The 24,046-nt window shown below is 37.5% G+C and carries 20 protein-coding genes and 1 pseudogene; 16 read left to right on the top strand and 5 right to left on the bottom strand.

Translation table 11 applies throughout. The features are described 5' to 3' along the window. The first annotated feature begins 83 nt into the window (after positions 1–83). The 8 genes from J2Y40_RS16650 to J2Y40_RS16615 all read left to right on the top strand — a co-directional run bounded on the left by J2Y40_RS16650 (position 84) and on the right by J2Y40_RS16615 (position 7,812). Positions 84–3,014, top strand: a complete 2,931-nt coding sequence (locus J2Y40_RS16650; protein WP_153392130.1) for a reprolysin-like metallopeptidase — start codon at positions 84–86, stop codon at positions 3,012–3,014. A gap of 398 nt (positions 3,015–3,412) precedes the next feature. After that, on the top strand, positions 3,413–4,117 hold the full coding sequence (locus J2Y40_RS16645; RefSeq protein WP_153392129.1) for a glycohydrolase toxin TNT-related protein: 705 nt from the start codon (positions 3,413–3,415) through the stop codon (positions 4,115–4,117). 10 nt (positions 4,118–4,127) lie between these two features. After that, entirely contained in the window at positions 4,128–4,547 is a 420-nt protein-coding gene (locus J2Y40_RS16640; protein ID WP_153392127.1) for a hypothetical protein, read from the top strand. 326 nt (positions 4,548–4,873) lie between these two features. After that, the gene (locus J2Y40_RS16635) at positions 4,874–5,341 is read left to right on the top strand and encodes a nucleoside triphosphate pyrophosphohydrolase family protein (RefSeq protein WP_153392125.1); all 468 of its coding nucleotides are present in this window, start codon (positions 4,874–4,876) and stop codon (positions 5,339–5,341) included. 1 nt (position 5,342) lies between these two features. Then, the gene (locus J2Y40_RS16630; RefSeq protein WP_153392124.1) at positions 5,343–5,909 is read left to right on the top strand and encodes a thioredoxin family protein; all 567 of its coding nucleotides are present in this window, start codon (positions 5,343–5,345) and stop codon (positions 5,907–5,909) included. 1 nt (position 5,910) lies between these two features. Beyond that, positions 5,911–6,516, top strand: a complete 606-nt coding sequence (locus J2Y40_RS16625) for a DUF4230 domain-containing protein (protein WP_310000442.1) — start codon at positions 5,911–5,913, stop codon at positions 6,514–6,516. A gap of 13 nt (positions 6,517–6,529) precedes the next feature. Next, complete coding sequence (locus tag J2Y40_RS16620) at positions 6,530–6,715, top strand: hypothetical protein (RefSeq protein ID WP_153392122.1); 186 nt, start codon at positions 6,530–6,532, stop codon at positions 6,713–6,715. 518 nt (positions 6,716–7,233) lie between these two features. After that, a complete protein-coding gene (locus tag J2Y40_RS16615; RefSeq protein ID WP_310000197.1) occupies positions 7,234–7,812 on the top strand; it encodes a hypothetical protein in 579 nt (192 codons plus the stop codon). 109 nt (positions 7,813–7,921) lie between these two features. On the opposite strand, the gene leuB is transcribed toward J2Y40_RS16615, so the two are convergent. The 4 genes from leuB to J2Y40_RS16595 are packed head-to-tail and all read right to left on the bottom strand — an operon-like array spanning position 7,922 to position 12,240. After that, the gene (gene leuB, locus J2Y40_RS16610) at positions 7,922–9,046 is read right to left on the bottom strand and encodes a 3-isopropylmalate dehydrogenase (RefSeq protein WP_153392118.1); all 1,125 of its coding nucleotides are present in this window, start codon (positions 9,044–9,046) and stop codon (positions 7,922–7,924) included. Beyond that, a complete protein-coding gene (gene leuD / locus J2Y40_RS16605) occupies positions 9,027–9,632 on the bottom strand; it encodes a 3-isopropylmalate dehydratase small subunit (RefSeq protein ID WP_153392116.1) in 606 nt (201 codons plus the stop codon). The genes leuB and leuD overlap by 20 nt, the downstream gene beginning before the upstream one ends. A 31-nt stretch (positions 9,633–9,663) precedes the next feature. Beyond that, positions 9,664–11,052, bottom strand: coding sequence for a 3-isopropylmalate dehydratase large subunit (gene leuC, locus J2Y40_RS16600; protein WP_310000440.1), 1,389 nt, complete (start codon positions 11,050–11,052; stop codon positions 9,664–9,666). Positions 11,053–11,076: 24 nt separating this feature from the next. Beyond that, the gene (locus tag J2Y40_RS16595) at positions 11,077–12,240 is read right to left on the bottom strand and encodes a 2-isopropylmalate synthase (protein WP_310000195.1); all 1,164 of its coding nucleotides are present in this window, start codon (positions 12,238–12,240) and stop codon (positions 11,077–11,079) included. 146 nt (positions 12,241–12,386) lie between these two features. On the opposite strand from J2Y40_RS16595, the gene J2Y40_RS16590 reads away from it, so the two are divergent. Further along, the gene (locus tag J2Y40_RS16590; protein ID WP_310000193.1) at positions 12,387–13,937 is read left to right on the top strand and encodes a hypothetical protein; all 1,551 of its coding nucleotides are present in this window, start codon (positions 12,387–12,389) and stop codon (positions 13,935–13,937) included. 564 nt (positions 13,938–14,501) lie between these two features. Here J2Y40_RS16590 and J2Y40_RS16585 read toward each other — a convergent pair. Then, positions 14,502–15,479 (bottom strand): annotated as a pseudogene (locus tag J2Y40_RS16585) (dipeptidase). 269 nt (positions 15,480–15,748) lie between these two features. Here J2Y40_RS16585 and thrS point away from each other — a divergent pair. The 7 genes from thrS (at position 15,749) to J2Y40_RS16550 (ending at position 24,033) form a co-directional block, all read left to right on the top strand. Beyond that, complete coding sequence (gene thrS, locus J2Y40_RS16580; RefSeq protein WP_153392111.1) at positions 15,749–17,668, top strand: threonine--tRNA ligase; 1,920 nt, start codon at positions 15,749–15,751, stop codon at positions 17,666–17,668. Positions 17,669–17,821: 153 nt separating this feature from the next. Continuing rightward, on the top strand, positions 17,822–18,322 hold the full coding sequence (gene infC, locus J2Y40_RS16575; RefSeq protein ID WP_172617123.1) for a translation initiation factor IF-3: 501 nt from the start codon (positions 17,822–17,824) through the stop codon (positions 18,320–18,322). Between the two features lie 440 nt (positions 18,323–18,762). Next, the gene (locus J2Y40_RS16570; protein ID WP_310000187.1) at positions 18,763–19,587 is read left to right on the top strand and encodes an alpha/beta hydrolase; all 825 of its coding nucleotides are present in this window, start codon (positions 18,763–18,765) and stop codon (positions 19,585–19,587) included. Between the two features lie 136 nt (positions 19,588–19,723). Next, a complete protein-coding gene (locus J2Y40_RS16565) occupies positions 19,724–21,502 on the top strand; it encodes a hypothetical protein (protein WP_310000185.1) in 1,779 nt (592 codons plus the stop codon). Between the two features lie 93 nt (positions 21,503–21,595). Next, positions 21,596–21,793: a 50S ribosomal protein L35 gene (gene rpmI, locus J2Y40_RS16560; protein ID WP_062699712.1), complete on the top strand. Its 198-nt coding sequence runs from the start codon at positions 21,596–21,598 to the stop codon at positions 21,791–21,793. Between the two features lie 118 nt (positions 21,794–21,911). After that, entirely contained in the window at positions 21,912–22,256 is a 345-nt protein-coding gene (rplT, locus tag J2Y40_RS16555; RefSeq protein ID WP_076352028.1) for a 50S ribosomal protein L20, read from the top strand. 589 nt (positions 22,257–22,845) lie between these two features. Continuing rightward, the gene (locus J2Y40_RS16550; protein ID WP_310000181.1) at positions 22,846–24,033 is read left to right on the top strand and encodes a M28 family peptidase; all 1,188 of its coding nucleotides are present in this window, start codon (positions 22,846–22,848) and stop codon (positions 24,031–24,033) included. Positions 24,034–24,046: the final 13 nt, after the last annotated feature.

Genomic DNA, 24,046 nt, shown 5'->3' with positions numbered 1-24,046 from the left:
CTAAAATTTTCTTAAAAAAACTTGTTTTTCGTAATATAAAATTTATTAGCTTTGATATTCCACAATCAAAACAAATAATTAATATGAAAAAACAATTCTCCATGATTGGGATGCTGCTTATTACAGGTATCTCATTCGCGCAGACAGATCGTCTATGGACTGAAGGCTCTAAAAAAGCATCTTCAGAGGTTTTTGAAAACAAAACCAACATCAGCAACCCTAAAGTTTACAGCCTTGACATTAACGGATTGAAAAACGTACTGGCCAAAGCACCTAAAAGGCTTGCTCAGGGAGAAAAATCAGAAATCATTATTTCTTTCCCTAATTCTGAAGGAAAGATGGAAAATTTTAAAGTAAGAGAGCAATCCAATTTTGACCCTCAGCTTGCTGCAAAATATCCCGACATCAAATCTTACGTTGGAGAAGGTTTAAGCGACCCCAACTCTACCGTTTACTTCAGTGTTTCCCCGCTAGGCCTGTCTTCCATGGAAATTTACGGCGACAAATCTGCCGTTTTTATTGAACCGTATACCAAAGATCTTTCTACGTATGTGGTTTACAAAAAGTCTGATAAAAAAGACAACCTCAACAAATTCGAATGTACGGTGATTGATGTAGCCCAGAAAGGTGCTTCCAATGCCAGCCTCGCTGCAAGACCTAATGCAGATGATGCCAAATTAAGAACATTCAGGCTTGCATTATCATGCACAGGAGAATACACTAGTTATTTCGGAGGAACTAAAGCAAATGCGCTGGCCGCCATGAACACAACCATGACCCGCGTAAACGGTGTTTTCGAAAAAGACTTTGCCGCCAGAATGGTTCTTATTGCCAATAACGATGCCGTTATCTATACCAACGCTTCTACAGATCCTTATTCTGCAGCTTCAGGAATGAGCAGCTGGAATTCCCAGCTTCAAAGCACCCTGACTTCAGTAATTGGTGAAGCCAATTATGATATAGGACACCTGTTCGGAGCTTCCGGAGGAGGCGGAAATGCAGGCTGTATCGGCTGTATCTGTACCAACGGGTCAAAAGGTAGTGGCTACACCTCTCCGGCAGATGCTATTCCTTCAGGAGATAATTTTGACATTGATTATGTAGCTCACGAAATGGGGCACCAGTTTGGAGGAAATCATACCTTCTCTCACGGAAATGAAGGAACAGGTGTAAATATGGAACCAGGTTCCGGATCAACCATTATGGGCTACGCAGGAATTACAGCACAGGATGTACAGCCACACTCAGATGCATTTTTCCATGCGGTAAGTATTCAGCAGATTACCAATAATATTAAAGCTAAAACATGCCCGGTAAGCACTTCTACAGGAAATTCAATTCCAACAGCAAACGCCGGCCTTGATTATACAATTCCGAAAGGAACTCCTTTCATGCTGACCGGAACAGGAACAGATGCGAACGGAGATTCACTAACCTATATCTGGGAGCAGATGGATAATGCTTCCTCCTCACAAACAGGAGCCAGCTCAGCAGCAAGTGCCACAAAAGCATCCGGACCTACTTTCAGATCATGGGCACCTACTACTTCCCCTGTAAGATATTTCCCTAGAATGGCCTCCATTCTTACCGGAGCAACCACTACCGCGGGGTCAGAAATCACAGTAGAAGCTTTATCTAATGTAGCCAGAGCACTCAATTTCAGATTTACCGTTCGGGATAACAGAGCCGGCGGTGCAGGAAATAATTCAGACGATGCAGTAATTACTGTTAACGGAACAGCGGGACCTTTCAGTATCACTTCGCAAAACTCAGCCACTACTTACGCAGGCGGAAGCTCTCAAACGGTAACATGGAACGAAGCAGGGACTACCTCCAACGGAGTAAATGCCGCTAACGTAGATATTCTTTGGTCTACAGATAACGGAAACACCTGGACTACTCTTCTGGCAGGAACGCCAAACGACGGATCTCAGGCTGTAACCATCCCTAATTCATCTACAACAAGCGGAAGATTGATGGTAAAAGGTTCAAATCACATTTTCTTTGATGTGAACAATGCCAACATTACTGTAAATGCAGGCTCAGGCGGAACAGATACTGTTGCACCTACAGCCCCTACTCTTGCAGCTTCAGGAACAACAGCCACAAGCACCAATCTTTCATGGAGCGGAGCTACTGATAATGTAGCCGTAACAGGATATGATGTATACATGAACGGTTCAGTGATCGGAAATACAGCGTCTACCACTTATACCGTAACAGGTTTAAGCCCTGCAACAACTTACAGCTTCAGTATAAAAGCTAAAGATGCCGCCGGAAATATTTCCCCTTCCAGCAATACCGTAAGTGTAACAACACTTTCAGGAGGTACGGTAACCTACTGTTCTTCATCAGCCAGCAATACCGCAGATGAAAGAATTGGAAATGTAAAATTCGGAACCATCAACAATACCTCAACAGGAACTGCAGGTTATGAAAACTTCACATCTGTTTCTACCAATGTTACCAGAGGAAGCGCTTATACCATCTCTATAACCCCTGTATGGACCTCAACTAAATACAGCGAAGCTTATGCCGTTTATATTGATTATAACGGAGACGGTGACTTTACCGACAGCGGAGAATTAGCATGGTCTAAGGCAGGCTCTACAACAACTCCTGTAACGGGAAGCATTACCATTCCTGCAACCGCAGCCATTGGTTCTACAAGAATGAGAGTAATGATGAAGTACAGCTCTATCCCAACTTCTTCTTGTGAAGCATTCACATACGGCCAGGTTGAAGACTATACCCTTAATATCGTTTCTTCAGGCAGAGGAGAGCTTTCTGATACCAAAGATTTAATCACCGGATTCAGACTATATCCAAATCCTGTAAAAGATGTATTATATATTTCAAATACGGAATCTGAAGATTATAAAATCTTCGATATGGGTGGAAAACTAATCAATTCAGGAAAACTAGAAAGAGGCAGCATAAATGTAAGCGGACTTATTAAAGGAGCTTATATGATCCAGATTGGAGAAAGCGCCAAGAGATTCATCAAGAATTAATATTCATTTTTTAATGCGATGTGACTGACCGTTCAATTATTGAGCGGTCTTTTTTATATAAAATCAAATTAATTTTAATATAAATATGTTAAAAACCATACTATTAACACAATGAATTTATTAATAATAATTTATTTTAATAAAATTCAACATAATTTACTTTTTTGATTTAAATTTATAACTCAAACGCTTATTCATTGTACTGTTTTACCCAAAGGTATTTAAGGGAACCTTGAACCTGTTTTCTATGGCATTACTGTTTTCCTGAAAATTAACTGCCGGTAATCTGAAGTACATCTGTAAACGGTTAAAAAACATCATCATAAAATCTGCGGAATCTGCGGACATTCTCCTCTCTTAAATACTTGATTAAATCATTAATAGTTTAAATTATTTATATGAAACATTTATTTAAGTACATTTTATTTTTCTCAATGGCCTTTTTTTCAATGGCCTGCAGCTCAGACAGAGAAGATGAAAACACAGGAAACGTTACGCATGTATTCTATAAAAATGCGGATGAACTTGCAGTCACCTATGATCCCACCGGAACAGTAGGATCTGAAGCCAGAAATTATGTCTTTGACCTCTACAAAAAAGGCAGATGGACTGAAATGGAATACTTTTTCACGGGTAATAACCTAAACGGAGGATGGCCTCCTGCAAACGGCGGCTATAATATTGTGGATGATGTTCCCATTCTGGCAGGACAAAAATTCGACCGATACAGTGGGGCCATCGGAAACTATGACGGAACCGGAAACCCTACTCTGGGAGGAAGCTTCACAAGTCCTATCATTAACGGATACACTTACACCTTTACACAGAGAGCCCTTAACCAGCCTGAAAACAAATATGATTTTTATTATGAAATAGATGTCCTGAATTCATTACCTTTCCAGTCTCAGACGGCAGATATTATTCCATGGTTTAATCAGGCAGGAAATGGTAAGCAGACCATGTGGAAGATCCCGATTGACCCAGCTACAGGTTATCAGAAAACGTGGAATAAGCTGGCAGCTGAAGGATATGTAAAAATCACGATTAAGAAAAGTCCAAGCGGAAAATATAATAACTTAGCAGGTACAGTTATTCAGCAATAAAACCATTCAAATGTATTCAATATCAACAAAAATAAGCATCAGCAAAAAAGCCCTCATTGAAAAAAGCATCTTCACCAATGGTGAAATAAACCCTTCAGCCATTACAAAATTCATCTGCTGTGACTGCAGCCATGAAAATATGGTTGAAATCATTCCTTATCAATCCGGATTTCCTATTTTTCAGGTGTACCACGAAGATAAAATACTATCTAAAAACGAATTGCTTCAAAACGGGATGGCTGCTGAAACCTCAAAAGGAATGATTCATTTCGGGGAATTGACTGTCAATAATTTGCCCACTTTATATTTCGGAACCAGCTGTAAAACCTGCCCTGCAAAGTATATCGGTATATTTAGTTATGGAGAAAAGCAGCCGGGACTAACGGCATTACAGATTTCAGGTATATGGAAATATAAAGAACTTAAATAATTGATATTGAATATATTTACGAATAATAAAAACAAGGTCCACAATTTTAGGTTGTGGATTTTTTATTGCTCGCAGATGGAGCAGATTTTTGTTGATATTAACCGTAGTAACCTGCTGATCTGTGAGGAAGTTATGGCTGAATTACGTTCAAACCTTATAGGTTTAGCAATAAACATATGCCTTTCATCATTCACAAGTTATTTTTAACATTTAAAGTCTCATCAAATTATTAAAATACAGCACACTGCTTATTTACAAAAGGATTATATCTTTAGAATTTCCCCATTTACAAATCGTTTTCTATCTTTGCGTAAATAAAAAATTTCATGGATAAAATTGACAGTCTGAACCAAGTAGCAGAATTCCATACTACTTTCAAAGCCCCTATTTTAGATACTCCGCAAATCCCTTCTCCCGAAAGATGCAACCTTAGAGTAGAACTTTTACAGGAAGAACTTAATGAATTAAAACAGGCCATTGCCGACAATAATATTGTAGAAATTGCTGATGCACTGTGTGATCTTCAGTATGTTTTAAGCGGAGCTGTGCTTGAATTCGGACTTGGCAGTAAATTTGTAGAGCTATTCAACGAAGTTCAGCGTTCCAATATGTCGAAAGCTTGTGACAATGAAGAACAGGCACAGGAAACTGTTGAGTTTTATAAAGCAAAGGAAGTAGAATCTTTTTATGAAAAGTCTGGAGAAAAATTCAATGTTTACAGACAGGCAGATCATAAAGTATTAAAAAACAAATACTACTCCCCTGCAGATCTGAAAACAATTATCGAAAAATAATATGAAGAAATTTATTACAAAGATTGTTGCCGTTTCATGTATTGTTCTGGCTGCCCAACAGTTCAGCGCTCAAAAAGTGGTAGTAAACCGTGAGGTAGAGACTCAGAATGACGGTAAAATGCTTTTGGGAAATCAGCTGAAAGAACAGTTTTTAAAGGCTCCGTATGCAGACTGGTATGTGAAGGAATATGATGAATATGCCCTTGACCAGAAAGCGATCAGCGAACTGAGAAAAGGAAAACTAAACACGTATTCACTTGTCGTTTTCATGGGAACATGGTGTGAAGACAGCCACAGGGATTTTCCAAGACTGATGAGAATTCTGGAAGAATTGAAATACCCGGACAATAAACTAACGATTATTGCTGTCAACAGGAAAAAAGAATCTCCAAACGGAGATGAAGTGCGCTACAACATTCAAAAGGTTCCTACCATTATTGTAGAAAAATATGGAAAAGAAATCGGAAGGATTATTGAAATGCCTAAAACCGGCTATATCGAAAGAGACCTGGTTGAAATCCTGAAAAAAGATGACGGTTCTGTAATTAAAGAAATTTTTGGCAAATAAGTTGAGAAATTATAAAGTAATCATATCGTTTGCAGCAGGAGTTCTTGCTATGCTGATTCTATTCTTCGGCCTTAAATCATGTCTGAATCTTGGCGGAAAAACGGAACAGTCAGATTATTATATCCTGACCAACCAGATTTCCAGGATGAATAAAATGGTGGTGATGGAACAAAATACCTCCAGTATGCAGAAAACCAAAATGGGTTACGAGGTGTTTGGAAAGGAAGTTTCAAGCAATAGTATCATCACTTACACGAAAACCAATGCCCAGGTTTCTTATGATCTGAACAAAATGAAGATAGAAGTGGACTCCATCAACAAAAAGCTGGTGATCACAGAACTTCCCGATGCGGATATAAGAATTACACCAAGTGTTGAAATCCAGTCTCTGGATGATTCGTTCTTCAACAGGATTTCTGAAAAAGACATTAAGAATGTAACTCAGAAAGCCAAGGAAACTGCTATGAAATCTATTGATCAGAATCAGCTTCGGACTGAAGGTCGTAAACAATTAATGGAAAATCTGAATAATATTTTCGTTTTGGCAAAAGCTTTGAATTATACTATAGAAGATAAAACCGGCAAACTCGGTATTTTAGGACTCTAAAAATATAGAAGCTATGAATTCAGAAGACAATCACAAAAAGAAAGAATCTGCGAATTCAGCAGAAACGAAAAAGCAAAATCAGGATTTTCAGAATATTCCTGCATCATCAGAAAAGACCAATCCGCCTGATATTGACAAGGAAGATGTTCAAAAGTCTTCCAAAAACAAGTCGGGAAAAACGGATAACACTGAAAAATAAAACCCAAAGGTTCTGTCTCAATAGCAGAGCCTTTTTTATTTTATCACCTTGAAAATTTATAGAGAATTGTAAAGATTTCTGTTTTTATTTTCTCTCGGCAGATCTAGCAGATTAAGCAGGTTTATATATCTGTAAAATCTGGGGATAAAAATTTCCGTGTTTTATGTACCACAAATTCAAGAATGAAATTTTTGATGTGTGCTAAAACTAAGTCTAAAAAAGTTCCAGGCAAAATATACATGATCCCAATTTTATCGAAGATAAAATCCTGGCGCCTTATACCACAGCATGTAAAAGAAAAATAGCGTCCTTTAGTTTGTAAAAAGAAATTAAGTTTACAGAATTAAACCATTCACAAGAAACAGGGTGAACCATATTGCGTCAGAGGATTCTTAGACCTATGCAAAGATTATGAACCCTGTTTCTTTGAGAGCAAGGTCATAATAGAAATTTAGGTTTAGGACCTATTATCAAGGGCTTAGACAAAACTCTCAATGTGAATGATAAACTCAAAAGTTATGAGACAAAAGTATGTTATTGGCATCGATATTTCCAAATTAAAACTAGATTGTACAGTAATGAATTTTGAATACAAAGTTCAATGTGAGCTGATTATCCCCAATACAGAGAAAGGAATTACTATTTTTTTAAAAGATCTTTTAAAAATGCTAAAAATAACAAAAGAAGATCTTTTGATTTGTTGCGAAAATACGGGGATTTATAACCGGAAAGATGCCAGAAAAATTGCAGAATATGCTGTGCGTTATCATGATAAAATAATGCCTTATGAAGAACCAGAGGAAGTTATACAACAAATGAATGTACTGGCCAAATCCCGTGATACACTGCTATTGCAGAAGACAGCACTGGAAAATCAATTGCGGGAAGCTAAGAGCCACGATGTGTATGTGTTTAAGCTATTAACGTATTACCAGAGAAAAGTAGAGCAGGGTAAAAATAAAATGAGTGTTCTCAATGCCGTAAGAAATAAATTAGTACACCGAATAATGGCCGTAATCAAACGAAAACAGCCATTTTTACCAAAGGAAGAATTTTTATCAATAAAAAATTCTAATAATATTTGTTTATTAACATAGAAATCTTTGCGTAAGCCAACATGTAGGCCAATAGTACTTATCCAAAATCAAAAGGTTCCGCCGGAGCAGAACCTTTCTTTCTAATCTATTATTATATGGGCTGTGGTGTCTATACAATGGTGGATTTTCCGATCTTGATATTTTCAAAATTATAATAGGATTTTTCAGAATACCGGATGTAATCGGAAATAAAGCTTCCCACTTCCTGTGTGGAATAATGCTGTTCCGCATTAAGATCCACCGTAACATATTTATTTTCTAGGGCGTGTTCTACAGCTCTTTTCAATTTATCTGCAGCATCATAAAGTTCAAGATGATCAAGCATCATGGCTGTACTCAGAATAGAAGCCACAGGATTGGCAATGCCTTTCCCTTTTGCCTGGGGATAAGAACCGTGTATAGGTTCAAACAGGGCATTTTCCTCACCAATAGAAGCTGAAGGAAGAAGCCCTATGGACCCGCCAATCACACTTGCTTCATCTGAGATAATATCTCCGAACATATTTTCAGTCAGGATCACATCAAACTGTCTGGGATTAAGGATCATTTGCATGGCCGCATTGTCAACAAACAGATAATCCAGCTGAACGCCCGGATACTGAGACGCAATTTGCTTACAAATCTTTCTCCAAAGCCTTGAAGTATCCAGAACGTTGGCTTTGTCAATAAGGGTAAGCTTTTTATTTCTCTTTTCCGCTTCTTTAAAAGCCATATGAACGATAGGAACAATATCTTCACGGCTGTATTTGCAGATATCATAAGCGTAAGCACCTTCCGGATCGGTAAATTTTTCTCCGAAATAGATTCCGCTCACCAGCTCTCTGAAGATCTGAATATCTGTTCCTTCAATGATTTCTCTTTTTAAAGGACTTTTTTCAATCAGAGAAGCATACGTTTTCAAAGGTCTTATATTGGCAAAAAGACCTAATTCCTTACGGAGTTTCAACAGTCCTTGTTCCGGCCTCACCTTCGCATCAGGATCGTTATCAAAAACAGGATCCCCTATCGCTCCAAACAGCACTGCATCTGAATTTCTGCAGATCTGCAAGGTTTCTTCTGGTAATGGATCTCCTGTTTTAAAAATAGCTTCCGCACCAATCAGTCCGTATTCCGTGTGAAATTCACACTGAAAAACCTCACCAACAGCTTCAAGTACTTTAATACTTTCTCCAACTACTTCAGGACCAATACCATCACCGGGAAGCACTGCTATTTTAAACTGTTTTTTGCTCATACTTTTGTGTTTTTAGTTCAAATTGCTCTATCGCCTGTTTTTTGCTGATTAAAAAATCAATATCGTCATAGCCGTTAAGAAGGCATATCTTTTTATAAGAATCGAGTTCAAAAGTTTCGGTTTTTCCATTACAGCTGATGGTTTGCTGTTCCACATCCACCGTGATTTCAGTTTCAGGATTTTCTGTGCTTATTTTTAAAATATCTTTCAGGAATTCTTCGGAGACTTTTACCGGAAGAAGGCCGTTATTCAAGGCATTTCCCTTAAAAATGTCTGCAAAATAACTGGAGATGATCACTTTAAAACCATAATCCGTTAATGACCATGCTGCATGTTCCCTGCTGCTTCCACACCCGAAATTATTACCTGCTACAAGAATCTCCCCTTTATATCTGGGGTTGTTCAGGACAAAATCCGGATTGGGCTCCCCCGTATGGATATTGAATCTCCAGTCTCTGAACAGATTTTCGCCAAAACCTTGCCTTTCTATACTTTTAAGAAATCTTGCAGGAATAATCTGATCTGTATCTATATTTTCTGCCGGCAGCGGAACTGCGCGGGATTGTATTCGCTTTAATTGTTGCATGTGTTGTTAAAAAATATATTTTAAAACCTTTTTAATTTAAATTTTCAAAAGCTGAAATTCTGCCTTCAATGGCTGCTTTGGCTGCTGTAAGCGGACTGGCCAGTATTGTTCTGGCTCCCTGTCCCTGTCTTCCTTCAAAATTTCTGTTGGAAGTGGAAACACAGTATTCACTTTCCGGAATCTTATCATCATTCATCGCAAGACACGCGGAGCATCCGGGCTGGCGAATCTGAAACCCTGCTTCGTTAAAAATCCGGTCAAGACCTTCCTCGTAAATCTGTTTTACCACCTGCTGAGATCCGGGAACAATCAAAGCTTTAACATTGTCCGCTTTACTCTTTCCTTTAATATATTGTGCTGCCGATCTGAAATCTTCTATCCTGGCATTGGTACAGCTCCCTATAAATACATAATTCACTTTGATGTCTGAAACCGTCTGTCCTGCATTTAATCCCATATATCGGAGGGCTTTTTCTTCAGATTCATTCTGTGGGGCAGGAATTACTTCATTCACAGAAATACCCATTCCCGGATTGGTTCCATAAGTGATCATAGGATGAATTTCTGAAGCTTCAAAACTCAGTTCCTGATCAAATACGGCTCCTTCATCCGTTTTTAGTGTTTTCCAGTACGCCAGTTCAGCCTCCCATTCTTCACCCTGAGGGGCAAAAGGTTTTCCCTTCACATAGTCAAAAGTCGTTTCATCAGGAGCGATCATACCGCCTCTTGCGCCCATTTCAATACTCATATTGCAGACGGTCATTCTTCCTTCCATCGACATTTCTTCAAATACATTCCCTGCATATTCGCAGAAGTAACCGGTTCCACCGTCTGTCCCTATTTTGGAGATAATATAAAGGATCACATCTTTAGGCTGGACATTTTTATTCAGTTTTCCGCTCACGGTAATCCTCATCGATTTAGGCTTGTTCAGCAGCAGGCACTGACTGGCAAAAACCTGTGCGACCTGGCTGGTTCCTATCCCGAAAGCAATCGCTCCGAAAGCACCATGTGTGGAAGTGTGGCTATCTCCGCATACAATACTCATTCCGGGACGGGTAATTCCCAGCTCCGGGGCAATGATATGTACGATTCCCTGATACGGATGTCCAAGGCCAAAAAGTTCAATATTATTTTTTGCGCAGTTTTCTTCCAGCTGCTCTACCTGATTCCGGGAAAGGTCGTCCCTGATCGGCAGTTCCTGATCCAATGTTGGGACATTATGATCAGCGGTGGCAACAATCTGCTCCGGTCTGAATATTTTCAGGTTTCTGGTTTCAAGCTCTGCAAAGGCCTGAGGGCTGGTTACTTCGTGAATCAGATGTTTATCAATATAGATAATCTGTGGTCCGTCCGGAACAGTCTCCACAACATGGGCATCCCATACTTTGTCAAAAAGAGTTTTTTTATTCATTGTCATATGGTCTTGATTATTCATCTTCATCTATCCTATTTTTCTGCTGAAAGTTTCCATCATCAGATACAGATCATCATTTTTAACTTCCTTTTTTAGATCTGCTATCTTCAAAAATTCCTGATACAGAAAGTCTAATTCATTTTTGGTAATATCATATCCAATGTGTTTAAAACGGTAGGCCAAAGCTGAACGCCCGCTTCTTGCTGTAAGGATGATAGAAGATGCGTTCACTCCTACTTCCTCAGGATCAATGATTTCATAGGTTTCCCTGTTCTTGATGACACCGTCCTGGTGGATTCCGGAACTGTGAGCGAATGCGTTGGCTCCTACAATCGCTTTATTAGGCTGTACCGGCATTCCCATCAGATCTGAAACCATAAGGCTCATTTCATTAAGCATCCTGGAATTCACATCGGTGTGCAGATTTAAGTGTTTATGCTGTTTTAAGATCATAACCACTTCTTCCAAAGCTGTATTTCCAGCCCTTTCTCCCAATCCGTTGATTGTACATTCAATCTGACGTGCACCGTTAGCCGCTCCTGCAATGGAATTGGCCGTAGCCAGCCCCAGATCATTATGGCAATGGCAGGATAAAATTGCTTTTTCAATACCTTTTACGTTTTCTTTCAGGTATTTTATTTTCCGGCCGTATTCTTCAGGAAGACAATATCCTGTGGTATCCGGAATATTAAGAACCGTAGCGCCTGCTTTAATGACTTCCTCACAAACCTTTGCCAGATAGGCATTATCTGTTCTTCCGGCATCTTCCGCATAGAATTCTACATCTTCCACATAGCTTTTGGCATATTTTACAGCTTCTACAGCCCGCTCCAGAACAGCTTCTCTTGTTGAATTGAATTTGTATCGGATATGAGAATCTGAAGTCCCTATTCCGGTATGGATACGTGGTTTCTTTGCATATTTAAGAGCTTCCGCAGCGGTATCAATATCTTTTTTATTCGCTCTTGTCAGTCCGCATACTTTAGCATTTCGCATCAGCTTTGAAATTTCTGAAACCGATTCAAAATCTCCGGGGCTTGAAATCGGGAAACCGGCTTCTATTACATCAATCCCTAGCTCATCAAGGCTTTCAGCGATAATCAGCTTTTGCTGGGTATTCAGCTTACATCCGGGAACCTGTTCTCCATCTCTTAATGTGGTGTCAAAAATTTCAATCTTTTCAGAACTCATAATTAAATTTTTACTTAATTTTGATTCAAAACTACAGCTTACTATATTTTTTTATTTTCATTAATTCTGAAAATTACAATATCCAACAGCCAATAAAATAACCATATTCAATTAAAAATCAATTAATTATATTTCATTAATTTACAATGGCAGAATTGCAGAAAGATTTTTTGTTCGTCCTTGTCAAGTCATTGACCACTTCAGAAAAACGCCAGTTCAAACTTTATGTGAATCGTCTCGGAATAAACACAGATGCCAAATTTCTGCTGCTGTTTTCAGAAATGGATAAAATGAAAGAATATGATGAGAATATCGTTATTGAGAAAAAAATATCCACGAAACAACAATTATCCAATCTTAAGGCTCATCTTTATAAGCAGATCTTAGTCAGCCTGCGGATGAATCCCAGCCATCAGAATTACAGGATACAGCTTCGTGAACAGCTTGACTTTGCCAATATTTTATATCAGAAAGGTCTTTATAAGCAAGCTTTAAAAATATTAGATAAAACGAAGCAAACTGCTTTAGAACTGGACGAAAAAAGCATTGCTTCTGAAATTATTGATCTTGAAAAAGTTATTGAATCACAATTCATTACAAGAAGTATTGAAGGCCGTGCCGATGAACTGATCAGACAATCACAGGAAGTAAGCATACAAAATCATTATGCTACCGAACTCTCTAATCTTTCATTGAAACTGTATAGCGAAATGCTTACCCATGGCTATGCAAAAAATGATAAGGATCGGGAAGAAATACTGGACATCTTCAATGCACAGATCCAAAATATAAATCCGGATCAACTGAACTTCACAGAAAAACTCTGGTATTTCAAAGCTCATGTCTGGAAAAACCAACTGTTGCAGGAGTATAAATACACCCTGAAATACGCGTATCAGTGGGTAGATCTGTTTCATAAAAAGCCTGAAATGATCTTCAGCCATCCGGTCTGGTATATTAAAGGAAATACTTACCTCCTCAAAATCCTGTTCTTATACGGAAACATTGATATTCTGGAAGAACATTTTGAAAGCTTCAACACTACAGTGAACGCTGAAAACTTTGCTCAGAACGAGAACCTACAGTCGCTGATTTTTCTGACCCATTATAATACCCTGATGAACATTCATTTTGTAAAGGGTGAATTTTTTGCAGGTACAAAGCTGATCCCGGAAATTGAATTGAAAATGGAACGCCTGAAAGAAAAGATTGATGAACATCACTTTATGATTCTCTATCTGAAAATGGCTGCCATGTTTTTCGGAAGTAAAATGTATGATAGGTCAATTGAGTACGCAATGAAGGTCGTAGAATGCCGCGGAAATGTACAGGAAGACCTTCTCTTTCATACAAGAATCCTGATTCTGATGGCGAAATATGAATCGGGAAATGATGAAGATTATGATGAATTTATTGCCTCTACCTTAAAGTTTGCCCGGAAAATGAAAAAGCCTGAGGAATTTCATTATGAAAGCATCCAGTTTTTCAAAGAGATTAACAATCTGGTTTTAAACAAACAGCAAGAGGCATTTAAAGCATTTGATGAAAAGTTGGAAACATTTTCACAAAATGAATATTACAGAAGATCCCTTCTTTATATTGACATTCATGGCTGGGTAAAGTCTAAAGTGCAGAATGTGGATGTGATTGAAATCATCAAGCAGAAGGTAAAATATAAAAGAAAAAGTCAGCTGTAAACTGTAGCTGGCTTTTATTTCCCACAGATCTCGCTGATTACACAGATTTCATGACCCTTTTTATCTTTTTAATTGAGTAACTGAAATTAATTATTATTTTTTTGAAAACTAAAGGTTATTGATACTATTGATTTTAGGGAGCAAAAGAAAGAATCAACTCCGTTGATTCGATGAAACGAAGGATTGCAATTCTAAAAACTTGCTGAAAATCATGGATTTTCTTGCGCCTTAAAAGCTGCATAATAATTTAAAACTTTTGCGCCTTTTGCGTTAAACCAACAAAAAACGGCATGATCTGCAAACCTAAATAAATCTCCCGGACAAGCATTAATTATTATTTTTTTGAAAACACAAAGTTTCATGAATAGGCAATAATGATTTTAAAGGAAGCAAAGTATAGAATCAACTTCGTTATCCGATGAAGTGAACGTTATAGGCAAACGTTTTTAAATCTATTTCTGTTTTTTTAAAAGACTTCATAAATCTGCCAAATCTGCATGATCTGCGAGAATTAAAATATTTTCCCTCTGATTTTAAAACAAACTTGCACTCTAAAAATCAGAATTACGGCTGATATATTCCCGTTATAAATTTCAGGGCATTTTCATGGCTTATTTTTCTCATCAGTTCAGGAGAAAATCTCTCCGATATTTCTTTATTGATTGCCGGATACACTGAAGCATCGGAATGTTCAGGGAAGAAAAACGGATGACGGGATTTGTCCGGATGGTCTTTCCAGTAGAAATAATCAGCTCCATAAGCGATACTGTTTTCTCCACCCAGATCTAATCCGTACTGAATATGTTCATAAAGCCGTTCCGGATGCTCCAGATCAATATAATCTTTAATGAAATTCAATCCAATTAAACCTTTTCTGTGGATCACTTCTTTAGCCAGCTCATCAGGAAGATTCCGGTTGTTCTTATAAATCGTTCTGTAATTGGAATGACTTGCCAGAATGGGAACTGAATAATTTTTCTGATCGATATAATTAAAAATATCATGAGCCAGCTAGTCACTTGCATGAGCAAGGTCGATGGCTATTTTTGTGTCTGAAAGATAATCAATCAATACTTTTCCGTCTTCTTTCAATCCTGCTGAAGCATTGTTTCCGCCTCCAAAACGATTTTCCGTGTGATGGGTAATTCCTATATAAAAGACTTTTTTTGTATTTTCAATGATACTTTCCAACTTTTTAAAACCGGAATCAAGACTTTCATTTTCATCACAGAAAGAAGAAGCATTTTCAATGGAAGCCAGAATTCCTGTTTTTCCTTCATTTTCGGTGTCTTTATAGCTTTCATTTTCAAACAGGAAAAAATCGTCACTTTTTATCAGTTCTGAAAACAGACTGCTCTGTTGAAGCCCATATTCTGTACTTCCCTTACCTGTGGATGAATAGATCGCCATAATCTGAAGCTTTACATTTCCTTCTCTTAAAAAAGGCAGTGAAGCTCCGAACTCACCATCATTTATTTTGGCCTCTGATCTTAACAGATAATATAAAAGGTCACAATGCAGATCTATATTGAAAGTATCCATATTTAAAAAGTTTATTTTTTGTTTGATTTCTGATGTTTTTGAGAAGAAATACAGTTCAATAGACAAAGCGTACTTCAGGCTTTTTACTTCTCCTGTAAACAAAGGAATTTGAATAATTTTTCTATGAAAAGCTACTTATAAAACCCAATGATACAAAAAGCACAAATATCTTTTCTATTTTTATATTAAATCTCATTCTAAATAGATGCTAATATAGTATATTATCTAAAAAATGCGTATTTTTGCATCTTAAAATTTCTTAGTAAACAATGATAAAAATTACACTTCCAGACAATAGTGTCAAAGAATTCGAAGGAGAAGTTACTCCTTTAGATGTGGCAAAATCTATCAGTGAGGGATTGGCTAGAAATACCATTTCCGCAGTTGTAAACGGTAAACAAGTAGAAACCACCACACCTATAACGACGGATTCAACGGTACAGCTGCTGACCTGGAATGATGATCTTGGAAAGAAAGCGTTCTGGCATTCTTCTGCCCACCTTCTGGCGCAGGCAATCCTTGAGTTTTATCCTAATGCTAAGCTGACCATTGGTCCTGCTATTGAAAGCGGATTCTATTATGATGTAGATTTCGGAGACGAAAGCTTATCTGAAAAAGACTTTGAGAAAATTGAAAAGAAAGTATTGGAAAATGCTAAAAAAGGTTCAACATTCTCATTATACCCTGTTTCTAAAGAAGAAGCATTGAAAGTTTATGCAGATAATCCTTATAAAGTAGAGCTGATCTCTAATCTTAATGACGGAGAGATCACTTTTGTAACTCATGATGATTTCACAGATTTATGCCGTGGAGGTCATATTCCTAACACCAATATCGTAAAAGCCGTTAAGATTTTAAATGCTGCAGGAGCTTACTGGAGAGGAAATGAGAAAAACCCTCAATTGACAAGAGTTTACGGTATTTCTTTCCCTAAACAGAAAGATCTTACTGAATATCTTGAAAGACTGGAAGAGGCCAAAAGAAGAGACCACAGAAAATTAGGTAAAGAACTTGGAATTTTTGCATTTTCTGAGAAAGTAGGTGCCGGGCTTCCGTTATGGCTGCCAAAAGGGACTGCTTTGAGAAGAAAACTGGAAAATTTCCTTTCTGCAGCTCAGAAAAAAGGAGGTTATGAATTTGTAATGTCTCCACATATCGGGGCGAAAGAATTGTATGTAACTTCCGGACACTGGGATAAATACGGAGCAGACAGCTTCCAGCCGATCAAAACACCGAATGAAGGTGAAGAATTCATGCTGAAACCAATGAACTGCCCTCACCACTGTGAAATCTATAAAACTTCGCAATGGAGCTACAGAGATCTTCCGAAAAGATATGCAGAATTCGGTACGGTATACAGATATGAGCAAAGTGGAGAGCTTCACGGGCTGACTAGGGTTCGTGGATTTACTCAGGATGATGCTCACCTTTTCTGTACTCCGGATCAGCTTTTAGGAGAATTTGAAGCGGTAATTGATCTTGTTCTTTATGTTTTCAGATCTTTAGGTTTTGAAGATTTTGTAACGCAGGTTTCTTTAAGAGATCCTGAAAACAGAGAAAAATATATCGGTTCTGATGAGAACTGGGAAAAAGCAGAAAGTGCCATCATTACTGCTGCTAAAAATAAGAATCTTAAAACGGTAATAGAATATGGTGAAGCTGCATTCTACGGACCGAAGCTGGATTTCATGGTGAAAGACGCTTTAGGAAGAAGATGGCAGCTTGGAACGATCCAGGTTGACTATAACTTACCGGAAAGATTTGATCTTCACTACATTGGAAACGATAATGAGAAGCACAGACCGGTAATGATTCACAGAGCACCATTCGGTTCTATGGAACGTTTTATCGCGATCCTTTTGGAGAATACGGCAGGAGATTTCCCGTTGTGGCTGAGCCCTGATCAGTTTATTATTCTTCCAATCAGTGAAAAATATGTAGATTATGCAAAAAAAGTTTCACAATTTTTGGAAAATCACGATATTAGCGGTCAGATTGACGACAGAAACGAGAAAACCGGAAAAAAGATCCGTGATGCTGAATTGAACAAGATCCCATTCATGCTTGTAGTGGGTGAAAATGAAGAGAAAGACGGTACGATTTCTGTAAGAAGACGTGGTGAAGGAGACCTTGGAGTAATGAATATGGAAGATTTTGTTTCTTACTTTAAAAAGGAATCTGCCATTTAATAAGATTAAAAAATAAAGTATTGAGAGATTAATCATTGCTGAATCTCTCAATCTTTTGATAAAATAGCAATTAACCAATAAAATTATAATACAATAGCACAAAGATTTAACAACAGGGGCCCACAGAGACGTCCGGTACAGGAGGACGCACACTTGATCAACGATAAAATTCGTGTGAGAGAGCTTCGTTTAGTGGGCGATAACGTAGAGCCGGGAGTTTATCCAATTGATAAAGCAAGACAGCTCGCCACAGAGCAGGAGCTTGATCTGGTAGTAATCTCCGATAAGGCTGAGCCTTTTATTGCAAGGATATTAGACTATAAAAAGTTTTTATACGAGCAAAAGAAAAAGCAGAAGGAACTTAAGGCCAAGCAGGTAAAAGTGGTGGTAAAGGAGATCCGTTTCGGACCTCAGACTGATGACCACGATTATGAATTCAAGAAAAAGCATGCTGAAAAATTCCTTGAAGAAGGTTCAAAATTAAAGACCTACGTATTTTTTAAAGGACGTTCTATTATCTTTAAAGACCAGGGAGAAATCTTACTTCTGAAACTTGCTCAGGAATTGGAGCATGTTGGAAAAGTAGACCAGCTTCCAAAGCTTGAGGGAAAAAGAATGATCATGATGATGAGTCCTAAAAAACCAGCTAAATAAAATATAAAAGCTATCTCAAATGAGGTAGCTTTCTTTTTTATAATCAGTATCCGGCTGATACATCAAACAAGACTTCGCATTTCTAAAATAAGCGAAGTGAAGATTAATGACTGAAAGATGGAAGTTAATTTTAGTATAGGTATTAGAGTTCACTTAAAATCAAACTATCTTAAAAAAAGATAAAACAAAAATGATACTTATTATTGATGGCATTCATAACTTCCATCTCCCAGCTTCAAACCTGCATCAATCAGATACTCTTATCCCGAACAAAGATTAATTTAATTTTTCTCTAATTTCTAATATGCGGCTTTTTTTATTACATTATTGTTAATCATTATCCTATATTAATTTTCTGTAAAATATTTTGTCCTACATTTGTTATCATCATGATAAACTAAAACATTGAGCACATTATTAATCACAAAAAAAGTAGAACAATGAGCACATTTCAATTAAAAGACGGAACAGAGATCTATTACAAAGACTGGGGAAAAGGACAGCCTGTATTCTTTCATCACGGATGGCCATTATCGGGAGACGATTGGGATAAACAGATGTTTTTCTTCCTTGAAAAAGGATTTCGTGTCATTGCCCACGACCGTAGGGGACACGGCAGATCTACCCAGGTAGAAACAGGCCATGATATGGATACCTACGCCTCAGATGTGGCAGAACTTACGGCGTTTTTGGATCTGAAGGACGCTATTCATGTCGGCCATTCTACAGGAGGTGGAGAAGCAATCCGATATGCTGCAAAATACGGAGGAAACGGAAGAGTTTCAAAAGTGGTATTAATCAGTGCAGTACCTCCTATCATGGTACAAAGTGACAGTAATCCTGAAGGAACTCCTATCTCGGTATTTGATGATATCCGCTACAATACTGCTAACAACAGATCTCAGTTTTATATCGATATTACCCTTCCTTTCTATGGATTTAACAGAGAAGGAGCCAATGTATCTGAAGGAATCCGCAGAAACTGGTGGAGACAGGGAATGATGGGATCTATCAAAGCTCATTACGATTGCGTTAAAGTTTTTTCCGAAACAGATTTTACAGAAGACCTTAAAAGTGTAGATTTTCCTGTTCTGGTAATGCATGGCGAAGATGACCAGATTGTACCTTATCAGGATTCAGGCGTTAAATCTGCACAGCTTCTTAAGAATGGAAAGTTAATCACTTATCCAGGATTCCCTCATGGTATGCCAACCACAGAAGCGGAAACGATCAATAAAGATCTGCTGGAATTTTTCAATTCATAGACTTTAGTTCATAAAATAATCTAACTGCAGGCAGTCCGTCTGCAGTTTTTCTTTTTTGGGAGGCAGTTTTTTTGTTATTTTGCAATCGGAATTCCTGAAAGGTTTGGGAAACTATGCGCTAAAAACTGACACATTCATGAAATTTGGATATCGACTTTTTTTCATTCTTTCCCTTATTGTATTCTTCCTGACCTGTTACTTCTACTACCCTTTTTTCTCCGATGACAGCCTGATCTCTCTCCGATATGCACAGCGCTTTTTAGAAGGTAAAGGACTGACCTGGAATGACGGGCATCCTGTGGAAGGCTACTCCAACCTTCTTTGGGTTCTTGGGGTTTCCTTGTTTGGCAAACTGGGTATTGACCTTATTTTTTCGGCAAGGATACTGGGTATTCTGTGTACTGTTGGGATGATAGGCACTATTCTCCGGTACTTCAGCCAACAGCCTGTAAAAAAGGAATTTGTATTTTTTGGTGTGGGATTGCTGGTAACGACTCCTACCCTTGCCGTGTGGGCAGTCGGAGGTCTGGAACAACCTATGTATGCTCTCTTGGTTACCCTGGTTATCATTGAAGTATTGAAAATTGTCAATACCGGAAGCCTGAAAAGAGGGCTTTACCTTTCTGTATGGCTGGGACTTCTTGCCCTTACCAGGCCGGATGGATTTTTATTTACCCTTCTGGCTTCATTTTTCCTGTTAGCTACAAATCTGAAAAACAGGACCCAATTAGCTAAAATAGTGTTGTTCAGCTTTATCATCCCTTCTTTATTTCTTTTGGGACAATTGGCTTTCAGATATACTTATTATGGTGAAATTGTTCCCAATACAGCGTTAGTTAAAGTAAAAGTTACTCTTCATCATATTCTGAGAGGTGGATATTATCAGCTTAGAGCATTTGTCGGAACTCTGATTATTTCTTCTCTGGGACTCTATTTTCTATATATTCTTGTCTTCAGGAAAAAAAATATCACTGGTTTCTATTTTTTGTTAAATATCGCTGCATGGGCAGGTTATGTAACATCAGTCGGAGGTGATATTTTCCCGGCCAACAGACATTATTATGTTTTGCTTATTTTCTTTACGTTTGCTATTATTTTAGGGCTGAACGTTTCCCCTCAATTCAATTTTAAACAAAAAAAAATACAGTCTGTACTGATCCCTGCACTGATTATTAATGCCATTATACAGCTTTTTATTCCACAGAATTACAGAGCCGCCAAAGAAAGATGGGAGTTCCGTGGAATGGAATTAGGCCAAGAACTCAAAAATACCTTTCCTGATAATACCCTGATTGCGGTTACTGCGGCCGGATGTATTCCCTATTCATCAGAACTTCCGACAGTAGATATGCTGGGATTAAATGACTATTATCTTCCGAGACATCCACCTGCTAATTTTGGAAACGGAGCTTTAGGGCATGAACTAGGTGATGCCAATTATGTTCTTGAAAGAAATCCGGATATCATTATTTTCAATACCGGCAGTATTCCTTTTTTCTCTTTTGGAGAACAGATGACTAGAGATCAAAGATTTACTGATGGCTTTAGCCGTGTTGATCTCCGGTTAAAAAATGAAGATTACATCCTCTATTTTAATAAATACAGTAAGAATACGGGAATTAATCTGGTCAAAAATGAACTAACCGTTCCTGGTTATTTCTTTAAAAATACGACTGATACTCTAAGTGTTTTCAAACAGAACAAACTGGTAAAGAATATGATCAAAGGAAATACCTATACCGTGGTTCTGAAATCTATTCCGTCTAAAAAATGGGCTGTAAAATCAGTCAATCATCAGAAAGATAATAATAAGCTTCAGAGCACAGTTGTACAGAATGGCGGGGTGATGAAGATATCCGTTATTCCTACCCACAACATTTTATTAGAATCTCTGGTAGTAGAGGCAGAAGATTAAATCTTTTTTTGTATCTTTGCAAACTGTTATTCCTAAGTAATTTAGGAACCATGGACAAGATATTGATAACAAAAACAATAAAAAAGCAAGACAATGCCAAAATTAAAAACGAAATCAGGTGCTAAGAAACGTTTTGCTCTTACCGGATCTGGTAAGATCAAAAGAAAAAATGCTTTCAAAAGCCACATCTTAACTAAGAAAGAAACTAAGCAGAAGAGAAATCTTACGCAGACTTCTTACGTTGCTGCTGTGGATACAAAGAGCGTTCTACGTCAATTAGCCATTAAGTAGTTTTTATAAATCTATATTCGGTTTATAAGAATTCAAAACAAATTCAACATTTTAACCCTGAAACGGTGCCACTAAGAGAATTTTATATTCCGCCCTTTTCAAAAAAACAATTTAAATTATGCCTAGATCAGTAAATGCCGTAGCTTCAAGAGCTCGCAGAAAGAAAATTTTTAAGCAAGCTAAAGGTTTTTTCGGTAGAAGAAAGAACGTTTGGACTGTAGCTAAAAATGCGGTTGAAAAAGCAATGCAATATGCTTACCGCGGAAGAAAAGAGAAAAAGAGAAATTTCAGATCACTTTGGATCACTCGTATCAACGCGGGAACAAGAGAGCACGGAATGTCTTACTCTCAGTTTATGGGAGCTCTTAAAAAGAACAACATTGAGCTTAACAGAAAAGTTTTAGCAGATTTAGCAATGAATCACCCTGAAGCTTTCAAAGCTGTTGTAGATCAAGTAAAATAATGTAGAACTTTTGTTATCAATATAAATCCCGGGCTTTGGTCCGGGATTTTTTTGTTCCGGAAAATTACGCTTCTCCAATTATAACTTTTTTTAAACGCTCCTGCTTCCCAGGTCAATTAATCAGCTCCAGTACCCCATGTCAACAATATTATCTGATAATTTCAAAAAAGTAAATTTAGATATAACCTTGTATTTCAAAAATAAGCGAAGCGCCTTTGTTTATCTTAAAAACAGCCGCACTTTATTCATCCTTTGTCTGCCTTCGCGATTAATAAAAATACTCTCTAACTTTTGAAACTGATCTATTCACTATTGCTGTATTCATAGTAATGCGGAAGTGGATTTATGATTCTAAATCATTATTTTCTTTTAAATTATATTTTTAATGTAAAAAATCAATAAATACAATAATAATAATAATGAATAATTCAATTACTATACAGCAATGTAATTAATTATATACCTATCACACAATCAATGTTTTACTAAATAAGAATTATAAGGGAGAATCTTTGAGTTTTTATAAATAAAATTCGTTTTTATTATCTAAATTTGCTGAATTATTGAATCTGTAAAATTTTATCTAAAAGTGAAAAAAATAACGACTATTATCCTTCTTTCTTTAACAGCTTACCACCTTAATGGGCAAACTTTTATCCAAGCTTATCAAGACAGGGCCAACAAGGTTTCTCAAACTAATATAACTTCTAACCTTCAGGCTTTCGGAGATTTAGGCGTAAAAACGACAGGCTCACCTGTTAATACGAGTGCTTTCAACTGGATTAAAAATAAATATCTTTCGTATGGTTATACTGCCGGACAAATTGTGGAAGATCCTTTCACTTTTGATTATACAGCTAATACAACAATAAGTTCTAAAAACCTTGTTATTACGAAAACCGGAACACTTTATCCCAATACGTATGTAATTATCTGTGCTCATTATGACACGATTAACGGGCCTGGTGTAAATGATAATGGAAGCGGCACTTCTATCCTTCTGGAAGCGGCAAGGATTTTAAAAGATGTTCCCACTGATTATTCTATAAAATTCATTCATTTTTCAGGAGAAGAACAGGGACTTTACGGAAGTAAGCATTATGCCAATGATGTTGTTTACCAGAATAATAGCCGTAATATTGACGTAAAGCTGGTATTCAATATAGATCAGGTAGGCGGCCAGCTGGGTAATAATAATACTATCATCAAATGTGAAAGAGACGTAGGCGGACTATCTACTAACAATGCGATGTCTAACCAGATCACTCAGGAGCTAGCGACCTGCACCACTTTATATTCACCACTACAGACCGTGATTACCAATGCTTATTCATCAGACTATATCCCTTTTGAGCAGAAAAACGAGATTATTACCGGGTTTTATGAGAATATTCAAAGCTCCCGCCCTCATACCGCCAATGATACTTTTGCCAATGTAGATCCTGTTTATGTTTATAAAATAGGAAAAGCTGCTGTAGGAGCGCTTCAGCATTTTGCCTCTGCATCCAGTGTGTTGGGAACCGATGAAGTTCATGCAGAAAACGAGCTGGCAGCCATCAAAATCTACCCTAACCCGGCTAAGGATATTATTCATATTGAGCTGCCGGAAAGCGTTAAAAACTTCAATGTAGAACTTAGTGATATGAATGGCCGTTTACTGTTGAATTCAGAAAATGAGGACAGAATACTAACTTCTAACCTTATTAACGGAACCTATATGGTAACGGTAAAATCTGACCAAAACACAGTGACCCGAAAGGTCATTATTGAGAAATAGACACCACCAACAA

The sequence above is a fragment of the Chryseobacterium sp. 2987 genome, from assembly GCF_031456375.1.
Lineage (GTDB): Bacteria > Bacteroidota > Bacteroidia > Flavobacteriales > Weeksellaceae > Chryseobacterium > Chryseobacterium vaccae.
This window is presented reverse-complemented; position numbering and strand designations above follow the sequence as displayed.

Coding starts and splice junctions, on each gene's coding strand:
- rpmI (WP_062699712.1), top strand. CDS start 21,596: ATGCCAAAATTAAAAACGAAATCAGGTGCTAAGAAACGTTTTGCTCTT.
- J2Y40_RS16590 (WP_310000193.1), top strand. CDS start 12,387: ATGGCAGAATTGCAGAAAGATTTTTTGTTCGTCCTTGTCAAGTCATTG.
- leuD (WP_153392116.1), bottom strand. CDS start 9,632: ATGCAACAATTAAAGCGAATACAATCCCGCGCAGTTCCGCTGCCGGCA.
- thrS (WP_153392111.1), top strand. CDS start 15,749: ATGATAAAAATTACACTTCCAGACAATAGTGTCAAAGAATTCGAAGGA.
- leuB (WP_153392118.1), bottom strand. CDS start 9,046: ATGAGCAAAAAACAGTTTAAAATAGCAGTGCTTCCCGGTGATGGTATT.
- J2Y40_RS16640 (WP_153392127.1), top strand. CDS start 4,128: ATGTATTCAATATCAACAAAAATAAGCATCAGCAAAAAAGCCCTCATT.
- J2Y40_RS16595 (WP_310000195.1), bottom strand. CDS start 12,240: ATGAGTTCTGAAAAGATTGAAATTTTTGACACCACATTAAGAGATGGA.
- J2Y40_RS16635 (WP_153392125.1), top strand. CDS start 4,874: ATGGATAAAATTGACAGTCTGAACCAAGTAGCAGAATTCCATACTACT.
- leuC (WP_310000440.1), bottom strand. CDS start 11,052: ATGACAATGAATAAAAAAACTCTTTTTGACAAAGTATGGGATGCCCAT.
- J2Y40_RS16645 (WP_153392129.1), top strand. CDS start 3,413: ATGAAACATTTATTTAAGTACATTTTATTTTTCTCAATGGCCTTTTTT.
- J2Y40_RS16650 (WP_153392130.1), top strand. CDS start 84: ATGAAAAAACAATTCTCCATGATTGGGATGCTGCTTATTACAGGTATC.
- J2Y40_RS16630 (WP_153392124.1), top strand. CDS start 5,343: ATGAAGAAATTTATTACAAAGATTGTTGCCGTTTCATGTATTGTTCTG.
- J2Y40_RS16565 (WP_310000185.1), top strand. CDS start 19,724: ATGAAATTTGGATATCGACTTTTTTTCATTCTTTCCCTTATTGTATTC.
- J2Y40_RS16615 (WP_310000197.1), top strand. CDS start 7,234: ATGAGACAAAAGTATGTTATTGGCATCGATATTTCCAAATTAAAACTA.
- J2Y40_RS16570 (WP_310000187.1), top strand. CDS start 18,763: ATGAGCACATTTCAATTAAAAGACGGAACAGAGATCTATTACAAAGAC.
- rplT (WP_076352028.1), top strand. CDS start 21,912: ATGCCTAGATCAGTAAATGCCGTAGCTTCAAGAGCTCGCAGAAAGAAA.
- J2Y40_RS16620 (WP_153392122.1), top strand. CDS start 6,530: ATGAATTCAGAAGACAATCACAAAAAGAAAGAATCTGCGAATTCAGCA.